The 19,765-nt window shown below is 42.7% G+C and carries 15 protein-coding genes; 6 read left to right on the top strand and 9 right to left on the bottom strand.

The window, feature by feature from the left end:
* Positions 1-91: 91 nt before the first annotated feature.
* From zwf to BLW54_RS01025, 3 genes are all read left to right on the top strand, one after another.
* Entirely contained in the window at positions 92-1,537 is a 1,446-nt protein-coding gene (zwf, locus tag BLW54_RS01035; RefSeq protein WP_035507615.1) for a glucose-6-phosphate dehydrogenase, read from the top strand.
* A 39-nt stretch (positions 1,538-1,576) separates the two neighbouring features.
* Complete coding sequence (gene gnd, locus BLW54_RS01030) at positions 1,577-2,989, top strand: NADP-dependent phosphogluconate dehydrogenase (protein ID WP_074733009.1); 1,413 nt, start codon at positions 1,577-1,579, stop codon at positions 2,987-2,989.
* A gap of 352 nt (positions 2,990-3,341) precedes the next feature.
* Positions 3,342-4,283 (top strand): LCP family glycopolymer transferase, encoded by a 942-nt coding sequence (locus BLW54_RS01025; protein ID WP_035506243.1) that lies wholly within the window; start codon positions 3,342-3,344, stop codon positions 4,281-4,283.
* A 487-nt stretch (positions 4,284-4,770) separates the two neighbouring features.
* Here BLW54_RS01025 and BLW54_RS01020 read toward each other — a convergent pair whose 3' ends face one another.
* From BLW54_RS01020 to BLW54_RS20330, 4 genes are all read right to left on the bottom strand, one after another.
* Positions 4,771-6,129, bottom strand: a complete 1,359-nt coding sequence (locus BLW54_RS01020) for a GntP family permease (protein ID WP_035506241.1) — start codon at positions 6,127-6,129, stop codon at positions 4,771-4,773.
* A 13-nt stretch (positions 6,130-6,142) separates the two neighbouring features.
* Positions 6,143-7,261 carry a glycerate kinase gene (locus tag BLW54_RS01015; protein ID WP_074733008.1) on the bottom strand — a complete coding sequence of 373 codons (1,119 nt, stop codon included), beginning with the start codon at positions 7,259-7,261 and terminating at the stop codon, positions 6,143-6,145.
* Positions 7,262-7,380: 119 nt separating this feature from the next.
* The gene (locus tag BLW54_RS01010; protein WP_074733007.1) at positions 7,381-8,427 is read right to left on the bottom strand and encodes a CdaR family transcriptional regulator; all 1,047 of its coding nucleotides are present in this window, start codon (positions 8,425-8,427) and stop codon (positions 7,381-7,383) included.
* Between the two features lie 42 nt (positions 8,428-8,469).
* Positions 8,470-8,637 (bottom strand): gamma-glutamyltransferase, encoded by a 168-nt coding sequence (locus BLW54_RS20330; protein WP_231622336.1) that lies wholly within the window; start codon positions 8,635-8,637, stop codon positions 8,470-8,472.
* Between the two features lie 302 nt (positions 8,638-8,939).
* On the opposite strand from BLW54_RS20330, the gene BLW54_RS01005 reads away from it, so the two are divergent.
* Both BLW54_RS01005 and BLW54_RS01000 read left to right on the top strand, forming a co-directional pair.
* A complete protein-coding gene (locus tag BLW54_RS01005; protein WP_074733006.1) occupies positions 8,940-10,352 on the top strand; it encodes a TcaA NTF2-like domain-containing protein in 1,413 nt (470 codons plus the stop codon).
* A gap of 22 nt (positions 10,353-10,374) precedes the next feature.
* Complete coding sequence (locus BLW54_RS01000; RefSeq protein ID WP_035506235.1) at positions 10,375-11,178, top strand: zinc ribbon domain-containing protein; 804 nt, start codon at positions 10,375-10,377, stop codon at positions 11,176-11,178.
* Positions 11,179-11,403: 225 nt separating this feature from the next.
* Here the strand turns inward: BLW54_RS01000 and BLW54_RS00995 are convergent, their stop codons facing one another.
* The 5 genes from BLW54_RS00995 to BLW54_RS00975 all read right to left on the bottom strand — a co-directional run bounded on the left by BLW54_RS00995 (position 11,404) and on the right by BLW54_RS00975 (position 18,372).
* A complete protein-coding gene (locus BLW54_RS00995) occupies positions 11,404-12,603 on the bottom strand; it encodes a M14 family zinc carboxypeptidase (protein ID WP_074733005.1) in 1,200 nt (399 codons plus the stop codon).
* A 13-nt stretch (positions 12,604-12,616) separates the two neighbouring features.
* Positions 12,617-14,320 carry a M4 family metallopeptidase gene (locus BLW54_RS00990; RefSeq protein ID WP_035506231.1) on the bottom strand — a complete coding sequence of 568 codons (1,704 nt, stop codon included), beginning with the start codon at positions 14,318-14,320 and terminating at the stop codon, positions 12,617-12,619.
* Between the two features lie 385 nt (positions 14,321-14,705).
* Entirely contained in the window at positions 14,706-15,824 is a 1,119-nt protein-coding gene (alr, locus tag BLW54_RS00985) for an alanine racemase (RefSeq protein WP_074733004.1), read from the bottom strand.
* A 60-nt stretch (positions 15,825-15,884) separates the two neighbouring features.
* Positions 15,885-17,015 (bottom strand): alanine dehydrogenase, encoded by a 1,131-nt coding sequence (gene ald, locus BLW54_RS00980; protein ID WP_074733003.1) that lies wholly within the window; start codon positions 17,013-17,015, stop codon positions 15,885-15,887.
* Positions 17,016-17,121: 106 nt separating this feature from the next.
* Positions 17,122-18,372, bottom strand: coding sequence for a PucR family transcriptional regulator (locus BLW54_RS00975; RefSeq protein ID WP_035506225.1), 1,251 nt, complete (start codon positions 18,370-18,372; stop codon positions 17,122-17,124).
* Positions 18,373-18,603: 231 nt separating this feature from the next.
* Here BLW54_RS00975 and BLW54_RS00970 point away from each other — a divergent pair, with 231 nt between their 5' ends.
* Positions 18,604-19,683: a YkvI family membrane protein gene (locus tag BLW54_RS00970; protein ID WP_074733002.1), complete on the top strand. Its 1,080-nt coding sequence runs from the start codon at positions 18,604-18,606 to the stop codon at positions 19,681-19,683.
* The last annotated feature ends 82 nt before the right edge of the window (positions 19,684-19,765 follow it).

The raw sequence follows: 19,765 nt of genomic DNA, 5'->3' as shown, positions 1-19,765 counted from the left end.
TTATACTGAAAAAAGCGTAAATGTACAGGAGGTTGACATAATCATGGATCAGCACAACACGAAACGTCATGGAATCGATACCGTAGAAATGATGGACGATATGACGTTTGTTTTATTCGGAGCCAGTGGGGACTTAGCGAAACGTAAAATTTACCCGGCTCTCTATAACCTATATATTGAAGGGAAAATGCCACATGCCCTTTCGGTCGTAGGGCTTGGACGCAGACCTTATACAAAAGAAGACTTCCATGCCATCATTCGGGAGTCACTCGAAACGTTTTCCAGAAGAGACGTAAAGGAAGAGAATCTCGATGAATTTTTAGAGGCCTTCCGCTACTTCATTTTTGATGCAATGAAGACGGAATCTTATCAGGATTTGAAAGCATTCATCGAAGAGCGGGAAAGTGAACGCTCCGTTCCTGAAAATCGTTTGTTCTATTTATCTGTCGCACCGAAGCTTGTCGAGCCGATTACTGAATCACTGCACGAAAGCGGCATAACCAATACGGCGGGGTGGAAGCGGCTGATTGTTGAGAAGCCATTTGGCAGTGACTTGCATTCCGCTCGTCACCTGAATGATGAATTAACAAAAGTTTTCCAGGAGGAAGAAATCTTCCGAATTGACCATTACCTTGGAAAACCGATGGTCCAGAACCTTGAATCATTGATTCGTCCGAACCCGATTTTGAGTTCGCTGTGGAATCATGAACAGATTGCAAACGTGCAGATAACGGCAAGTGAAACCGTCGGTGTAGGAACGAGAGCGGGGTATTACGATAAAGCCGGAGCGATTCGCGATATGGTCCAAAATCATCTGTTACAATTAGTGATGATGACGGCGCTTCACCACCCTGAGAAACTGACGCCAAAACAGATTGAAGAGAAGAAGAAAGCGATCATGGAATCTCTACGCCCGATTGATGAAAATGAGATGCCTCAACATGTCGTCCGCGGACAGTACGAAGCAGGCGAAATGAACGCAGAACCGATTCCAGGCTATTTAGAGGAAGACGGAGTAGCTGAAAATTCCAATAATGATACGTACTTTGCGGCTCGATTATATATCGATAACAACTATTGGAAAGGGATTCCATTCTATATTCGGACAGGAAAGCGTTTGGAGAAGAAGTCAACACGAATCATCATTGAATTTAAGAACGAAGTCGAAGAAGATGAAGATGCTCAAGGTGCAGTATCCAACCTTCTGATGATTGAGATTAACCCGAACGAAAGCGTCGGATTAAGAATCAACTTGAAAGATGATGGTAACGAGAAATTCGAACCTGCCTACATCAACTTCTCGAAAAATCTCGACGCACAGCCAGAAGCTTATGAGAATCTCTTAAATGATGCAATGCTTGGAAACTCTACGTATTTCGCTCACTGGAGTGAAGTGGAGCTCTCCTGGAAATGGGTACAGCCAATTCTTGAAGCATTCGAAAATGATACCCTTCCCCTTCATGGTTACAAAGCAGGTACTGATGGACCGGAAGCGGCTGAGAAGCTGTTAAACGAAGATGGCTTTACATGGTGGTAAATAATTTTTATAGATAGAATGGAAAGGATTGATCGGAACATGGACAAGCAGAATATTGGAGTTATCGGTTTAGGGGTTATGGGTGCAAACTTAGCCCTTAACATCCATGATAATGGCTACACCGTGTCTGTCTACGATTACTGGACAGACCGTGTAGACGAATTGGTTGGGAACAATGAAAACACAGGTAACATCTCAGGTGCTTATAGTGCAGAGGAGTTTGTATCCTCTCTTGAAAAGCCACGCAAAATCTTGATGATGGTGAAAGCTGGAGAAACAACGGATAAAGTCATCGAAAGTCTTGTGCCACATTTGGAAGAAGGCGACATGTTGATTGATGGTGGAAACACGTATTATGAAGATACCGAACGTCGTGGCAAGTACTTAGAAGAAAAAGGCATACACTTCATTGGAACAGGATTCTCTGGCGGGGAAGAAGGGGCTCGAAAAGGACCTTCCATAATGCCAGGCGGCCCGAGTGAAGCATATGCGGAAGTAAAACCGATTTTTGATGCGATTGCAGCTAATGTAGAAGGCACTGCATGTGCAGCGTATATGGGTCGAGGTGGAGCGGGCCACTATGTAAAAATGGTCCACAACGGTATTGAGTATGGGGACATGCAGCTGATTTGTGAAGCGTACTTCATCATGAAGAACATTCTTGGCCTTTCTGCTCAAGAACTTCACGAAGTGTTCAAAGAGTGGAACGAAGGCGAACTTGACAGCTATTTGATTGAAATTACAGCAGATATCTTCACAAAAGTGGATGAAGAAACAGGCAAACCGCTTGTCGAAGTTATTCTTGATACGGCAGGTCAAAAAGGAACAGGGAAATGGACAAGTAAGAGTGCCCTTGACCTTGGCGTCCCACTTCCAATTATCACAGAATCTGTATTCTCACGTTTTATCTCTGCGATGAAAGAAGAGCGCCAGAAAGCAAGCCAATACCTGACAGGTCCTGAAATCACGTTTAACGGCAGTAAAGAAGAAGTGATCGAATCCCTTCGTAAAGCGTTGTACATGAGTAAAATCTGTTCCTACGCTCAAGGCTTTGCTCAAATGCGTGCCCAATCGGAAGAAAAAGGCTGGGATCTTCAATATGGGGATATCGCCATGAACTTCCGTGGTGGCTGCATCATCCGTGCTCAGTTCCTGCAGAAGATTAAAGATGCCTATGACAAAGACGAGAGCTTGACGAACCTGCTTCTGGATCCATACTTCCAGGATATCGCAACATCCTATCAAAAAGAGCTGCGCGAAACGCTTGCTCTTGCCATCCAACATGGTGTTCCAGTACCAGCGTTTTCAAGCGCACTCGCTTATTATGACAGCTATCGTACGGCCAAGCTTCCAGCTAACCTGCTGCAAGCCCAGCGCGACTATTTTGGTGCCCACACCTATCAGCGTATTGATAAAGAAGGTACTTTCCACACGGACTGGATCAATGGCTAATAACAACAAAGCGCAACCCTCTTCAAGGGTGCGCTTTTTGTTTTTCCATAAAAAAAGAGCACGATTTAAAAAAGGACGTGGAAGCTTTATGATTGATCCGCTCCCACCTCATTCAAGTGAAGTCCCTTCTGTCCCGTATCCTGGTGGAGAAAAGAGAATAGGGTGGTTTATTGTCCTTTTAACGATGATTCAGAGTAATCAAGAAATTATATAAATAGATTATACTATTGGCTGTAAAATTTTGTTGAAATTAATCATTCGTAATAGAATTTTATCCTTATATAATTGTAAGTAGAGGATGTTGACTATATAATAGAGATAGATTTTCTTAAAAGATGGAGTGAAACGGAAGATGAGTCGTTCTCAAAAGCATAAGAAAAAGAAGGGAAGATGGTGGAAAGTCTCGCTTGTTTTATTGATCTTATTATTGGTTCCGGCAGGAGTTTACGCGTACTCTCTTTATAGTGGGGCAAAGAGTACTGTAGACTCGAAGATGCATAAACAAGTAGCCTCGATCGATCATAAAGTGACGGAGAAAAAGAGGAAAGAACGGGAGCCTCTTAATATTTTATTAATGGGTGTCGACGAGAGGGCAGGGGATTCAGGACGATCCGATGCATTAATGGTTTTGTCTCTTGATCCCAACAATAACCGCAGCCAAATGATTAGTATCCCTCGTGACACACGTACTGAAATGGTGGGAGATTCTGCGCACGCAGGAACTCTTGATAAAATCAATCATGCTTACGCCTTTGGTGGAGCTGATATGGCCATTCTGACAGTCGAGAACTTTCTTGATATAGACCTTGATTACTATGTACAGGTAAACATGGAAGGTCTGGAAGAAATGGTTGATGCCGTTGGAGGCATAACAATCCAGAATGAAATTGAATGGTATGGAAAAGACAATTTCCATTATAAAAAAGGTGAACTGACCATGAATGGTAAAGAAGCCCTTGGTTATGTTCGTATGCGTTATGATGATCCAAAAGGAGATATGGGGCGTAATGAACGTCAACGCAAAGTCATCCAGGGGATCGTAGATAAAGGGATGAACGTCGGATCGATTAACAAAATCGATGATGTCATGGATGTCCTTGGCAAGAATGTTTCCACTAATATGAACTTCAGCACAATGCAGGATTTGATGAAGAACTATAGTGATGCAAGAGAAAATCTATCTACTTACCAGATGACAGGTACAGGAACTAAGATTGGTGGAATCTACTACTTGGAAGTTCCTGATCAGGAAGTGCAAGAGGTACGTGAGATGATACTAGATTATAATTCCTAAGCCGCTCTTTTTGGAGTGGCTTTTTCTATTGATATCGTATTATGAATGGGCTTTTAAATCTTGTCTTCTTCTGTAAGCGAATGATTTAGCCTGTGGGGATAGTGGCTATAGAGCTCTAACTCGAGGGAGGCTTTCACTCTTCTGTCAGAAAGGCGCCCTTCATTCGTTACTAGCATGTTGACTGCTTCAGGTTATGGATAATCCCTGATTTTGTAGGGAAATAGCGAAATGATTATTACCTGGGAAATACATGTCTGTTTTTGTGAAATATTCTTGATCGAGTAACGTTTGCTTCTATAATGGCCATCCTGTCACCAAGAAGGGTGATAGGAAGAAAATAGGATGTGCGCTTTTTTCAAGGACTCACTTGGGTGCTCATTTTTCCTTTGCCAGTTTGGGTATAACTTCGTTTATTGATATTTTGGGTTATGTAATCATACTAAGGTAAGGGAAAGAGACGACCTTTCGAGAGGTCGTCCCTTTTTAGTCAAACTAGAATGAACCAGAGAATCGATGTTACAACAATAGCAGTTAATCCCTGCAGGAGTGTACCCATCGTTTGGGCTTTGTAGGCTTGTGTAATGGACATCCCGCTGAATTCTTTTACTACCCAAAAGTAACTATCGTTTACATGAGAAACAACCATAGCGCCTGCTCCGACCGCCATAACAACAAGGGAGAGCGGGACTGCTCCTTCGATTCCAATCTGAGGCAGCAATGGTGCAATTAAGGTAGATGTAATGACGATGGCTGCTGTCGATGAGCCTTGAGCACTCTTAAGAGCGGCTGCGATGATAAATGGTATGAATATAAATACGGCTCCAATAGCGACTTCATTCCCAGCTATTCCTTTAATTAAATCCGCAATACTTGTAGAGCTGATGACAGAACCGAATGCGCCACCCGCTCCAGTAATAAGAAGGATGGGAGCGGACTCCTTAATGCCTATTCCTACCCATTTGGTTAACGTTTCTTCATCATATTTTGGAAGAAGGGTGAATGCAATCAGGACACCAACAAGCAATGCTACAACGGGAGAACCTAAGAAGAGGAAAAAAGAAAAAATCGCCCCTTCCCAACCTGCAAATGTAATGATTGAACTAAAAGCGATCAATAGAATAGGCACTAAAATCGGGGCAAAGGATTTAGTAGCGGACGGCATATCACCAAAGCTGCTGACGACTTCATCATAATCATACAAGTGATCATCTTCTTTATTACTTATATGAATATTTTGACCTGCTTTGATTGCCCATATGTAACCCATCAGGATGGCTGGAACAGCAACAATGATCCCGAATAAAATAACGGTTCCTAAATAATTTTGTGCTCCTATGTTACCTGCAGCTGCAATAGGTCCTGGGGTCGGCGGGACTAAGGTGTGCGTAGCAAATAAACCCGTGGAAAGAGCAATAGCCATCGAGGCGACCGTTACTTTCGTTTTATTTGCAAGCGCTTTCTTTAAAGAGGATAAAATAACATAACCTGAATCACAGAATACAGGTATACTGACGATACTACCGATGGCACTCATCGCGAGCTGGGGACGTTTTTCACCAACGATTCGTAAGACGACTTCTGCCATACGTAAGGCTGCTCCAGAATTTTCCAAAATAACACCAATAATGGTACCAAAGACGATTACGAGTCCGATTCCCCCCATTAATCCTCCGAAACCGCCGTTGACAGCTTCGACTACTTCATTAAGGGGCATGCCGGATAAAATTCCTATGGCAAAAGCGGAGATTAATAAAGACAAGAAAGGGTGCAGGTTGAATTTAGCTGTTGCAAAAATGACAAATAAAACGCCTAAAACGATGATAAGAACAAGTCCGAAACCTTCCATGATTCCACTCCTTTTATATGGATAATAATCTTGCAATCTGTACAGTGGTTTGAAATAGGTAATCTTCCGCGTTTTTTAAGCTATCTTCCAATAGTGTCGGTGCAGGGGTGATTGAGAAACAACTTGTAAAAACAGTGTTTAACTGTGTGTATTCCTCTCCTAATCCACCGGAGATTAGAATGACAGGCTTTTTGTATTTGTTTGCAAGATCGGCTACATAACCGGGCGCTTTTCCAAACAATGTCTGTGCATCACTTTGCCCTTCTCCAGTTATGACGTAATCAGCTTGTTGGATGTCTTCGTCCAGGTGAATAGCTTCTGCAACGAGTTTCGCTCCCGATTGGAGTGTGGCACCAATGGATAAAAAGGCAAAACCCAGTCCTCCAGCAGCTCCTGCTCCAGGGACCTCCATAATACTTTTCCCACATGCAATTTCAACCAATTTTCCGTAGTTTTCTAGCGCATGGTCATATGTAACCACCTGTGCTTCCGTAGCCCCTTTCTGGGGACCATATACATAACTCGCCCCATTCTTTCCGGTGAGCGGGTTATCGACATCTGAAGCCACTCGTATGGTGACTTCTTCGAGACGATGATCGAGTGTAGAAAAGTCAATGGCTTTAATACTGTGTACATCTCGCCCGTAGATATCGGCTTCCTTCCCGTCCTGACTATAAGCTTTCATCCCAAGCGCTTGGAGCATCCCAAGCCCGCCATCATTCGTCGAACTTCCACCAATGGCCACAAGTATATCGGTACAGCCATGATCGAGTGCATGCTTAATGGCCTCACCTATCCCATAACTTGTCGTATTGTCTGGGTTACGTTTCTCCTCAGCGACCAGTGGTAACCCGGCAATCACAGCTCCTTCGATCACAGCACGGTTACGATCTAATATTAAGTACCAGCTGTCTCTACTTTCTCCCATCGGACCGGTACAGGAAAAGTGAACTTTCTCATGAGATACCGCTTTTGAAAAAGCTCCTAATGTGCCTTCACCGCCGTCTGCCATCGGTTTTAATATGGTTTCCACTTGAGGGTTGACGGATTGAAAGGCTTTGTCCATGGTTTCAGCCACTTCCATGGAAGATAAGCTCCCTTTATACGAATCAGGTGCAAAAACGACCTTCATGTTGATCCCTCCCTACTTTCTGCTTACTTTTATTCAATCGTAAATGGCAAAAGAAAACAATTGATAAAATCAACAAAGAATCTGAAAAATGTAAGCGTAAACTTGTGCAAATGCACAAATTACAGGTTGATTAAAATGCTTTGGAGTAAAACAGCATCCTTAAATTTTCGCGCATCTAATCCAACTTTTTTATAGATTTGATCCAGGCGATAGTTGAGTGTATTTCGGTGGATGTGCAGGTGCTCAGCTGTTCGGTTTATTTTTAAGTCATGGTTAAAATATGCTTGTAATGTTCGTAAATAAGCCCTCTCTAACCGATTCAAACGATTAGTGTATGGGTCTGTCACATCGTGATATGTTTCGTCTGCAATGTTTGCAAGAAGGCGTTCCATTTTTAGGGAAGCACTGTAAGCAACGGTCCCTTTTTTCCCTGCTATGTCTATTGATTGTTTGGCCTGTTCAAAAGAGGTCCGGATCCCTTTAGCATTATACCCAGGTTCGCCGATAGCTGCAGGTGCCTCTACCTTCAAATTGGGATGGCTTTTGCCGAAGGGAAGGGGCATAACCACCAAATTTTCTTGGTAAGGGAGGATAAATAGTGGGTCCAGTTCTTTTGGTCCAGTTTGCAGTCGAAGGTTTTCCGTTAGGTCATAAGGGGCGTCCGTTTGAAAAACCATCACTTGCCATGTTTTCTTTACGTCTGTCCGTAAAGCATAGAGAGCTTCTTTTTCTAACTTATCTGTATCTTCAAAGCTCATCAGGCGGTGGAACCAGTGGTTCCATTGTCTTTCCTGATAAAAGCTCTGCTTTTGGATATAGAGCTGGTCTAATGCAATTTCTACGGAACCTTGTGTCATGCCTGCTGCTTGAAAGACCTCATTAGGGTCACCTGTTAAGCCCACTACCCCTGCAAGTTCACCTCGATGGAAAATAGGTAAATTCATACCGGGCTTTGTATTGGGAAAATGGCGGCAATCTTCTGGTCTGATTTTTTGTGCCTCTAATGTGTGAATAACTGATTGGGCACCCCCATGAATTTGGTTGACCCGAGAACGATCGGTGCTGGCGACGATTTTGCCGGTTGGATCCATAAGGTTAATGGATACATCGATGTATCTGGATAGGCGATGAATAATTTCTTGCCCTAACTGAGCAGTAAGCTCCATATAAGACCCTCCTTTTTTCTATTATTCTAACATCCCCTTCCCCTAGGAATTACAATTGATGCCATTTGATGTCGTCTCGAGAACAGGGAGCGTGGAAGCCGTGTAAATAGCTGCATCGACAGCGTTTCCTCCTTGTTGCATAATCGTTAATCCCGCTTGCGGAACCATAAGCTGGGAAGCCGCAGCCAATTTAGCGCTATTTTGTGGCAAACGATTTTTCTAATCATTGGAAGTTTTATATTTTTGGAGAAAGTGAAACTTCATCCTGCCTTTGTTATATTAGCCGCATTAGTACGTGGAGCAATCTTCCTATGATCAATCTTTTAGAAGTGTTAAAAGTCTAACGCTTCCTTTTTAAGCATCATTACCAATTTCTGTATGACCTGGTACGTAAGTAATTGTAAATAAACTTAACTGATCGTTAATAAATTGGGAATGGTAGGTGGTTCTTTACCGGGGATGCTTGGTCATATACATAGGGTATTGCTTTTATTTGCGTGGAGGTGTGAAGTGTGAAAAAGGTGAAAAGGTTTTGTACACATTGCGGAAAGCCTCGAGATGATGAACTGCAGTTTTGTACTTATTGTGGAAAGGCTTATGCAGAAAACCAACCACTTAATCGTCCACCAAGAAAGAAAAAGGCGATGGGGATCGGGGTGATCGTTTTCCTTGTGATCGTGGCCCATATATCGATTCAAAAGAGTATCGATCCGGCTGATAAATTCGAAGCGATGACGGATGCGATCCATAAAGAAGATGTTTATGCCTTCTTTGATCACGTGAATCTTGAGGATGGTGTTCTAATAAATGAAGAGGACTACTTCCAGTTTATTCAGGAAGGGGATTGGGATTTTATTTCAGCACAATTAGAAGAAGTTACATCCTCAGAAAAAGCTGGCGACGATATTCTTATCAAAGGACGGGACAATCGAAAAGTATTCCAAGTGGAGGAAAAAGCGTGGCTGTTCGGCTTATATAAAACGTACAAGGTCGAGGGCATCATTCAGGAAATTATCGCTTCGACGACACGTGTCCCCATGACAGTAACAATAAATGGCGACCCTTTGATTGAAATGAAGGAAGCAGATAAGGAAATGGAAATCGCTCAAGCTTACCCGGGCGTTTATAGGATTGAGGGGTATGGAGAAGAGAATGAGTTCGGAGACATTCGGCATGAGGAAGAGGTTAATGTTTTTCCTATGATGGGTCATTCCAGGAAAATATATGTGAATTTTCCTCTGGAAACTTATAATTTGAATAGTAATAATATGGATACAGCCCTTTTTTATAATGAAAACAGTAGAAATAAAAAGTGGAGTGACTTTGAGAAGATAGGATCCTTTCCAGAGGCTGAGGATGCTTTCTTGGATGCGGAATGGAGGGATGAAAACGGAAAGATCTTGAGGACGGAAGAAGTGAGTCTGGAACCCGCCCTTCCCGGGCCGTTATCTTTCATGTTTGAATTAGAGACTTCTTTGGCAGAAGAGGCACCTGTAGAGGACGCTATAGATGAACAAATGATGAATATCTATGAAATTCCAAAGGAAGAACTACTTCCACAGATCGAAGAGTTTGTGCTTAAATTCAGGGATGACTATGAACAAGCTTTAAATGAGGATGATTTTTCGATAGCTGCTCGTTATTTAGAGCAGGGAAGTGATGCAGCTATTGATCTGGAAAAATATATTGGAGATGTGGCTGGGAATGGTTTTATTTTTGATTTCCATGAGAACTTTGTAGAGGGTGCTGAAAAAATCAGTCAGGAATTTTTTGAAGTACAGACAAAAGAAAAGTTTACTTTTACAGATGCTGATGGTGTTCAAACCCATTATGAACGCTATAAAGTATATACGGTTTATTTTAGTTCCCATGGATTTAAGATCGTGGATATAAAAATCAATGACACCAAAAGGGAGAAAGTATAACCGTGTAGGGGAGGAATGAAGGATGTTGGTTTGCTCAGCATGTGGATCAAAGATGCATGGAGAAGCCTTATTTTGTGGAGTGTGCGGGGCTGAACTGGATGATCAGAACAACAAGGATATAGCTTATAAGGAGAATATATTGCCCCAACAACAGCAAAGAGCTCTACGGTCTCCAATGGCTGCTTCTCCTTCCATTCAACCGAGGAAGTATGCAGCTAAAGTAGCTCATACCGGAAAGCAGTTTTATTCTTTCGCTTTTGAAATCCTCAAGAACCCTTATCATGTGTCACGAAATATAGATGAGAAACAGAAAACGAATGGGATCTTTTCGCATCTCTTACTTGCTTTTCTTTTATCATTCTATTTCTATTCCGCTTCCAAAAGTATAAGTTATGGAATAGTCGAAACGCCGTTGTTTCAGCTTTTTATTTATTTGCTTACTTTTCTCGCTGTATCAGCAGCATTTAATTTCATCATCGCCCGTCTTATGAGGGTGAATATCAGTTATATGTCCGTTGTGGCTAAATTTGGAGCGTTGAATATCCTTCCAATAACAGGTTTGATTTTAGCTGATCTCTGTATCCTTTTATCGATGAACATCTTCAGTACCTTTTTCTCTTTTCTGTCTTTATGTTTGTTGGTGATTTCTAGTATGGCTTTGTTGTTTTTGATTAATGAAGAGCGTGAGGAAAGAGGGGGGCTTGACCTTTATTACGGAGTGTTGATTTTACAAGTATTAGTGATTGTGTGCTATTCTATTTTCTTAGTGACAGTGGTGAGTGATTGGATGACTCGTTTAAGGTATGACTTCTTTGGTATTTTTTAATGTATCATGTCGGTTTGGAAATGACGCTTTTCGAGGTGCTAACAATCACTTTTCCCGTGCTTATTTGGTACAAAAAGTGGATAGGACTCGCTACGTTATATCCTGGCGAGTGATTTAGTAAAGCCTTTTTCAATCCCACTCTTCATTTGAAGTTGTTTTTTTCATTCCTCACATCTTAAAAGAAAAAAAAGAGCGAGAGACCATTTTCAGTCCCTCGCTCTTTTTTTATAAACTTGGCCGATACGACGTTTCAGGAATGTCTTCATAATCTTCCGGATTTAATTCTTCAATTGTATCTTCGGCGACTCCATCAATAATACCTCTCAACCCAGTTTCTACAGCTTTGACGAGCATCCCTTTTTTCTTTTGGCCCATACTTTGTGTTTGGCCTGTGACTTCAAAGAGGACTGTGCCGCTGCCATTGAGTGCAAAGGAGCCTAAAGCTGTACCCGGGAGATCTAGCCCCTGGCTGTATAGCGTAATATTATCAAATGGAGAGTTGCCCATTTCCTGCAGTGCATCGTAGGCAGCGAGATTCAACTGTCTTGAGAAATCATAGTCGTAGTTGTCCGCGTATTGGGAATATTTGGAACCTTCCTCTGTTTCCGGGTGTGGTACAAACTGGCCGGATAAGGATAGTGTCACAGGTTCACTTGTTCCATCTACATAATAAAGTCCCTGGTGGTGTAAGTCTACAAAAACATCCACGGTGCCAAATTCATCCTGAAGGTTTTTATATACATCACGAACAGTTTGAGCTTCTGGAGTAACGTACCATCCAGGCTCAGAAGAAGACCCTGGTACATCCTCTGCTTGTGGAACATAATTCAAATCCGGGTTGAAGTCGCGGTTCACATCAAATCCTGGTTTAGATGTATAATCGTCACCCTGGAGTGTGCGGTTGAAGTAATGGTTCCAAGTCGGCCCTTCTGCCGAAGCCAGTTGCGGGAAGTTCTCAACGACTTCCTCCCATGACATATCATTACCACGACGGTCCAATTCCGAAGCATCCGGGTTTATTTTCGGCAAGGCCACCAGCGTGATTTCCTCCCTGAGTTTTTTGGCGTGAGGAGAATTGCTTGAACCGAGATAGTTTAACAGATTCAGAATTGCCTCTGTTCCTGTTTTTTCATTTCCATGGATCTCACTTTCTATGAGAATAACTTTGTCGCCATTTCCTACCCGCGCCTGATAGATATCAAGGTCATTATTCGATTGGCCGACAACGTCAACTTCAATAACTCCCTGGCTGGATTCTTCAAGCTGTTTTAATTTCTTTGTCAGCTGGGTGTGATCTGTCCACCCTGAGCTGTTGTATGTTTGTTGTTCCGGTGTCCCTGGATGGTTACCTGCCGCATACGTAGGAACTGCGATACTTGTGGCAAGTACGAGTGAACTGGCAACAGCTAATGCTTGTTTTTTCAATATGTTCTCCTCCTTATTCTGTTATTCCGACTTGGTTGAAACCATCTTCTGTGGCCAAAACTTCTTCACTGCCTTCCCCGTAAAGATCGATGGCTGATTGAATTAATGACTCTCTGGCATGACTAAAATCAGATTCTGGATGCAAATAAACGGTCAAGGCACGGTAATAGATTTGGCCAAGTTTTTCTTTACCAATCTGCTCACCTGTGATGTAGGCGGCGTGGTTGATGATGGAAGAGTTAATATGGACACCGCCATTATCCAATTGAAGAGGAAGGTCATAATATTCATCCATATGGGAAGGGTACATGCCGCTTCCATCACCGTATGGGACATAGTCTTCCCCAACTGGATATTTACTAGGGTTGCTTAAGCTTCTAAGTGAAGTTCTGCCTGATGTAATCGCATCTTCCGCCATGATATCTTCCCCGATTTCCCAGTCTTCTTCATCGACAAGAGCCCCAAAGATATCTGAAAAGGCTTCGTTCAAGGCACCGGATTGGAAGCGGTATTTAAGACCGGCAGAATGGGTGGTTACCCCGTGGGCCATTTCGTGTGCCGCTACATCAAGACCGGCAGAAAGCGGGATGAAGAATTCTCCGTCGCCGTCTCCATAGGTCATTTGCTCCCCGTTCCAAAACGCGTTTGCGTAGTCTTCACCGAAGTGGACGGTTGACTTAATGGCCATTCCTTCTCCATCAATCGAATTTCTGTCATGCTCTTCTAGGTAATACTCATACACTTTTTCAGAATTATAGTGGGCATCTACCGCAGGTCTTTCATACTCATCTTTGAATGAAGCATCACGTGATGAGAAAAGATGGTTTTGTAAATCAGCATAGTCCCAGCTGTTTTTTGCATCATAGGTGTAAATCCCATCTATATTCTCATGAGACTTATCATATAAAAAGAAGTTTGTCCCCTTTGAACCCGAACCTTTCTCGTTCTTGTGGGAAATGTGAAGGTTGCGGTTTTCTCCGAGGACACCGGTACCTGCTCCTTTAGACGCCTTGTATCCATCACCATCAGCATGCATGAGGGCATTGTATTGATCAATCACTTCACCCGTATGGGCGTCTACATATACGAACCAGTTTCCTGGATTCTCACCAAGGAAGTTCACATTTACTTTATAAGCCAGATGATTTTTATCATTAAAAGGATAGATGACTAGATTGGATGAAGGTGGTTCTACAAGATCGTCTGGAGCCTCGACCGATTGTTTAGCGACCGCCAGGCTTTCTGTCTTGCTTACAGAAGCTTTGGTGGAGAAGTTCTCTTTTTCAACCGCCTCATTAAAATGTCCGTTTACGCTTTGGACTTGGTTTTCCTTATCATAGTGTACGATTACTTGATGGCCTTCGACAGGAACGCCATTCTTTTCTTGTTGAAGTTTGACGTGAGTCATACCAAGGTCATCTTTTGTGACCTCTGCGTTTCCTAAACTTTGGTCAGGTGCATGTACTTTGAATTTAGCTTTATTCTTTTTGAGGTGTGCCTTAGCAGAGTTCTCATTTGCTTTCGTGTATTTGACTTTCTGCTTTTCCTGTACAAAAAACGGACGGGGATCCTTGTCTTTATGTACATTTTGCTGAATTTGCTCATGGGCCTTGGGGCTAGCCTCTTGGCTGATAGCATAGGATGGTGTGGGAGCTACAGTACCTATAAATAATGCGGACGACAATACGGCCATAGGAATGACATGGTTCTTTTTCATTAAACAACCTCCTTGTAAGAATGTATCCAATTATAGGGAAGAAAGGATGAATTATACAGAGTATATCGAACTGTTTGTATATTCTGAAAATGGATCCGGGAAGTATATAGAACCATGACTATAATCACAGTTTAGTCCGATAAATTCCGCTCCGCTAACATTTCGATAAACGAAATAAATTAAGTCTTTAGTACTAGGTGTGAGAGGGACAAGAAGTGACGGAGTGTAGTGGTGTGAGTATTTTGGGTGTCTTTATGGAATAATTTGGATGACCTGGTACACCAGATTTTGACAGCACCGAAGAACCTGAATCTAAACAAAAGGTCACCCTTGTAAAATACTGGGTGACCAGGTGTTGCATTATTTTCCATAGTAACTGTGCAGCTTAGATGTAGTATCTGGGGATGCGCTTTCCGATTTGGCATGTGATTTCGTAGTGGATGGTGTCGAGTTGATCGGCTACTTCCTGGAGGGAGATGTGTCCCTTGTGTGGATCTCCGAAGAAAGTGAAGGCGGTTCTTTCATCGACTTCTTCGATAGATGTAATATCGATCATTGTCTGATCCATACAAACCCTTCCGACGATAGGCGCACGCTTTTCATTTATAATCACAGCTCCCTTATTAGACAGGGCGCGGGGAAGACCATCGCCATAACCGATGGGAACGGTTGCAATGATGGATGGAGTAGCAGGGGCATAAGATCTTCCATAACTGATCGGCTCACCCGGTAAAACGTCCTTAATCATAACCGGCATTGTTTTCAAACTCATCACTTGCTGCAGTTGTATCATTTCCTTCATATGCTCTCCTGGATAGAGCCCGTATAAGCTTACTCCGACTCTCACCATATCCATATGCATGTGGGGAAAAGCGATGGTGGCGGCACTATTACAGCAGTGTTTCACAGGAATAGGGCCATAAGATTTCTCCACCTCTTCAACTACATGTAAAAAGTGGCTAAACTGTTGATTCGTATACGCTATGTCTTCATTATCTGCGTCCGAAAAATGGGTGAAAATACCTTCGACATAAACATACGAAGAAGTGTTCTTTTCCAGAAGAGAGTGAAGCGCTTCCGTCTGTTTAAGACCGATGCGATGCATCCCACTATCTACCTTGATATGAATATTCACCTGTTTTTCCATTCTCTCTGCTACTTGCACAACTTCCGTTAAAACGTCCTCTGTAAACACGGTTAACGTAAGATCGTAAGCAGCCGCTTCCTGAACCGCATCCTTCGGTGTGAAACCAAAGATAAGGATCGGGACATCAAAACCGGCCTGTCTTAGTTGAATGGCTTCTTCTACAATAGCGACACCCAAACGGTCGGCTCCTGCTTCAAGCATCGTTTGAGCAGAATCAATAAGACCGTGTCCGTAAGCATCGGCTTTAACGACAGCCATCAGCTGACAATCTTCGTCTATGTATTTTTTGAATGTCCTTACATTATGAGCGAGGGCGCTTCTTGAAATTTCAGTCCATGTTGGACGGTAATGGGGCATGGTAGTACTCTCTCCTTTCTAGAAAAAAAGCCCCTCCAACATAGTGGAGGAGCTGCTAAATTATGCGTGGGCCAAAGATTGGAGCGCTTCATGGACGGGTTTATAATCATAACCAAGGTCACGGGCAACAGCTTCATATGTCAGATGGCCATTCGCTGTATTGACTCCTTCTTCAATGGCTTTATTTTCTTCGACTGCTTTTGTTACCCCTTTAGAGGCAATCTGCACGGCATAAGGGATCGTAACGTTTGTAAGCGCGATCGTTGAAGTGCGTGGAACAGCCCCAGGAATGTTAGCGACAGCATAGTGTAAGACTCCATGTTTTTCATAAATCGGATTGTCGTGAGTGGTAATGTGATCAACTGTTTCGAAGTTTCCACCCTGGTCAATAGCCACGTCTACGATGACAGAACCTGCTTTCATTTCTTTAACCATATCTTCCGTCACTAGTTTGGGTGCTTTCGCGCCAGGAATAAGGACAGCACCAACAACGAGGTCAGCGTCTTTCACGGATTCTGCAATGTTGTACGGGTTGGACATCAGTGTTTGAATATCAGACCCAAACTGATCATCCAGTTCACGAAGACGGTTCGGGTTCAGGTCCAACACTGTTACATGGGCACCAAGTCCGATTGCAATTTTAGCGGCGTTTGTTCCTACGATTCCCCCGCCGATGATAACGACTTTACCGCGGGAAACGCCTGGTACACCGCTGAGCAGAATGCCTTTTCCACCGAAAGATTTCTCAAGGTACTGCGCTCCTACTTGTGTGGCCATACGTCCGGCAACCTCACTCATTGGAGTGAGAAGAGGGAGTTTTTGATCAACGGTGACCGTTTCATAAGCAATCGCTGTTACTTCGTTTTCTACCAATGCTTTCGTCAATTCAGGTTCTGCAGCAAGGTGCAGGTACGTGAATAAAATGAGACCTTTGCGGAAATAGCCGTATTCTGATGGCAGTGGTTCTTTTACTTTCATCACCATTTCAGAATCTGACCAGACCTCGGAAGCGTTTTCAACAATTTCAGCACCAGCCGCTAGATATTCTTCGTCGGTAAAATTACTGCCCAAGCCTGCTTGTGTCTCGATGCGGATAGTATGACCAGCTTTGATGAGATTGACAACACCAGAAGGCGTGATCGCTACGCGGTTTTCATTGTTTTTTATTTCTTTTGGAATTCCGATAATCATGGGGAACGTCCACCTTTCAAAATTGAATGTAAGAAAAGTATAGCCCGCTTTGTAGGATTTTTGTTTAGGTGAAAATGAAAAAATAAACAGGAGGATTTGTGGAAAATCACAAATCCTCCTGTTCGCTTTCATAAATGAGTAAATCTAGGTAAAGCATCGTTTTCTGATTCACATCTTTAAAATCGATATTTCCAATTTCTTTGATCCGCTTCAAACGGTAATTCAAGGTATTGGTATGGATGTGCATATGAGCTGCTGCTTGGTGAACATTGCTGTTTTTTTCCAAAAAGACCTTCAATGTTTCAAGCAGCATCGATTTATTTCGATCATCATAGGCCTTGATGTGCCTCAACGCGTCATTTTTGTAGTTTTCTTTTTTTTGTAAGGCGGCCAGCTCGTTGATGAATTGGTAGACCCCGAGATCCTGATAGTTGTCGACATGGTGAAGACCATCAGGGTATTGCTCTTTCAATTCTAATACTTTTAACGCCTGTTTATAGCTATCGCCGATTAAAGTCGGAGAATCATAGATGAGTCCGAAAGCCCCTTTTAAATCTTCAAAGTGAAGGCGTTCTTTCATTTTTTGGGTGAACTCACGAATAAACGCCTGGTTCATTTCATTTGCGTCTTCCTGATCATCTGTCCGCACAAGCAGAATGAGCTGCTGGTCATCGAAAATACGATTGACAATACGTGTTTGATGGAGCGTCTCTGTTAGATAGTATGCATGACGCTCAACGGCTTGGCTCATTTCTTCTTTGAATTCAAAGACAGCCACACAAAGCTGACCCTGAAGATTCATTTGATACTTTTTTGCTAAACGTTTAATCTCTGACTGATTTTCAAGAGAACCTGTCAGCAGCTGCCAGAAAAATTCTTTGCGATTTTCATCAGTCTTCTTCTTTTTAGCTTGTTGACGAAGCAAGTGGTGGCTTACCCACTGGGCTGCTTCTTTGATCTCTTCCAAATGTTCAGACGTTACAGAAAGGTCATTCGTCTGTGCCCAGATAAAGCCAAGGAGTTCCTTGTTTTTATGGACGGAAATGGCTAAACGGTTACCGAGCCCGATCTCTTCGATTTTTTCTACGATCAGCGGTTGATCGCTCTCGAAGAGCTTGGACATGATCCCATGCTTCCATAATCCATTAATGACTTGCTCAGGCACTTTCCGCCTCATGATGGTAGCTGTTCTAGCGTCATCCACATTGGTTTCATGTTTGCTGTAGGAAATAATCCGATGGTTGGCATCTTCGATCGTAACCGGACACCCTAAACTCTCTGCAATCCTGTCAGCCAGCCCTTCAGGGGAATCAATGAAATCTTTATATGAATACGTTAGACGTGATGTATCTCTCATAGCGGTACTCCTTATAGTGGAATATCTTTATAATATCATTGTTTCCTATATATAAGCATCCATTTTCCTATTGAAATATTTGTAGTTTTGAACGAATATAGGGAGTGGTGTTTGTGTATTTAACCAAATGAAGGGGAGCGCATTCACGACACACTTGATTCAATCCTTTCTTATGAAAGCGTTTTGCATTGTGTGGAAGTTAGACATCAGGAGAGGTAGGAGGACGTTTTCATGAAAAAAATCCTTAAAATTGCCAGCGCTTTTATAGGAATTATTGTCGGAGCAGGTTTTGCATCCGGACAGGAAATTTTGCAATACTTTACAAGTTTTGGATATTTAGGGACGATCGGAACCATAATCTCGACGGCTCTATTTGCTTATATGGGAATGATGCTCGTTAAACTTGGGACACGCACACAAGCCACATCGCATAAAGAAGCGGTCTACAAGGTAAGTGGAAACAAATTCCTTGGACTCATTGTCGACTATGTTATTATACTCACCTTATTTGGTGTAGGTGTCGTCATGGTCGCTGGAGCGGGATCGATTCCAAGTCAGCAATTTGGTCTTCCATCGTTAGTTGGTGTCATTTTTATGAGCATTCTTGTTGTAGCTATCATCATGATGAATGTGGATAAAGTGGTTAATGTCATTGGGAGCATCACGCCATTTCTGATCATTACAGTTGTCATGATTTCGGTGTACAGCCTGTTTACGATGGATCAGTCATTTAGTGAATTGAACCCTGTTGCCGTGGATCAACCATCTTCGTTATCAAACTGGTTTATTTCTGCAATCAACTATGTTTCGTTTAACGTGGCTGTAGGGGCTTCGATGTCATTGCTTATGGGTGGAAATGAGAAAGATGAAAAAATATCTGCCCTTGGAGGATTGCTTGGGGGATTAGGGCTTGGAAGCATGATCGTCTTGAGTCACTTGGCAATTTTCTCTAAAGTCGATACGGTTGCGGCTTATGACATGCCGATCCTGGCCCTTGTCGATGGCCTTTCGCCGGTACTGGGTACATTTTATTCCATTGTATTGTTCGGGATGGTCTTTAATACCGCTGTCAGCATGTTCTTTTCTTTTGCCGCCCGTTTTGCCACGGTGGGGACAAGCCAACACAAGAAGTTTGTACTTATTACAGGGCTGGCGGCTTTTGGTCTCAGCTTTGTAGGTTTTACAGATCTTGTTGCCTTCTTCTATCCATTCATTGGCTATATGGGGCTTTTCCTTATCTTTGCCTTAGTGACGGCACCATTCCGACTGAAGAACGGAAAACAAAACGATACCCAACGCTTATCAGCATAAACCAAAAGACATAAAAGACTACCTTAATGAAGGTGGTCTTTTTTCCATTATTTGTATGACCTGGTGTGGTAATTTTTGTAAC

The organism is Halobacillus karajensis (assembly GCF_900108515.1).
Lineage (GTDB): Bacteria > Bacillota > Bacilli > Bacillales > Halobacillaceae > Halobacillus > Halobacillus karajensis.
The sequence above is the reverse complement of the archived record's forward strand: the minus strand, read 5'-3'. Positions and strand labels throughout refer to the sequence as shown.

Bases quoted from the DNA above. Each gene is read 5' to 3' on its own strand.
- zwf (WP_035507615.1), top strand. From the start codon at position 92: ATGGACGATATGACGTTTGTTTTATTCGGAGCCAGTGGGGACTTAGCG.
- gnd (WP_074733009.1), top strand. From the start codon at position 1,577: ATGGACAAGCAGAATATTGGAGTTATCGGTTTAGGGGTTATGGGTGCA.
- BLW54_RS01025 (WP_035506243.1), top strand. From the start codon at position 3,342: ATGAGTCGTTCTCAAAAGCATAAGAAAAAGAAGGGAAGATGGTGGAAA.
- BLW54_RS01020 (WP_035506241.1), bottom strand. From the start codon at position 6,129: ATGGAAGGTTTCGGACTTGTTCTTATCATCGTTTTAGGCGTTTTATTT.
- BLW54_RS01015 (WP_074733008.1), bottom strand. From the start codon at position 7,261: ATGAAGGTCGTTTTTGCACCTGATTCGTATAAAGGGAGCTTATCTTCC.
- BLW54_RS01010 (WP_074733007.1), bottom strand. From the start codon at position 8,427: ATGGAGCTTACTGCTCAGTTAGGGCAAGAAATTATTCATCGCCTATCC.
- BLW54_RS01000 (WP_035506235.1), top strand. From the start codon at position 10,375: ATGTTGGTTTGCTCAGCATGTGGATCAAAGATGCATGGAGAAGCCTTA.
- BLW54_RS00990 (WP_035506231.1), bottom strand. From the start codon at position 14,320: ATGAAAAAGAACCATGTCATTCCTATGGCCGTATTGTCGTCCGCATTA.
- alr (WP_074733004.1), bottom strand. From the start codon at position 15,824: ATGCCCCATTACCGTCCAACATGGACTGAAATTTCAAGAAGCGCCCTC.
- ald (WP_074733003.1), bottom strand. From the start codon at position 17,015: ATGATTATCGGAATTCCAAAAGAAATAAAAAACAATGAAAACCGCGTA.
- BLW54_RS00975 (WP_035506225.1), bottom strand. From the start codon at position 18,372: ATGAGAGATACATCACGTCTAACGTATTCATATAAAGATTTCATTGAT.
- BLW54_RS00970 (WP_074733002.1), top strand. From the start codon at position 18,604: ATGAAAAAAATCCTTAAAATTGCCAGCGCTTTTATAGGAATTATTGTC.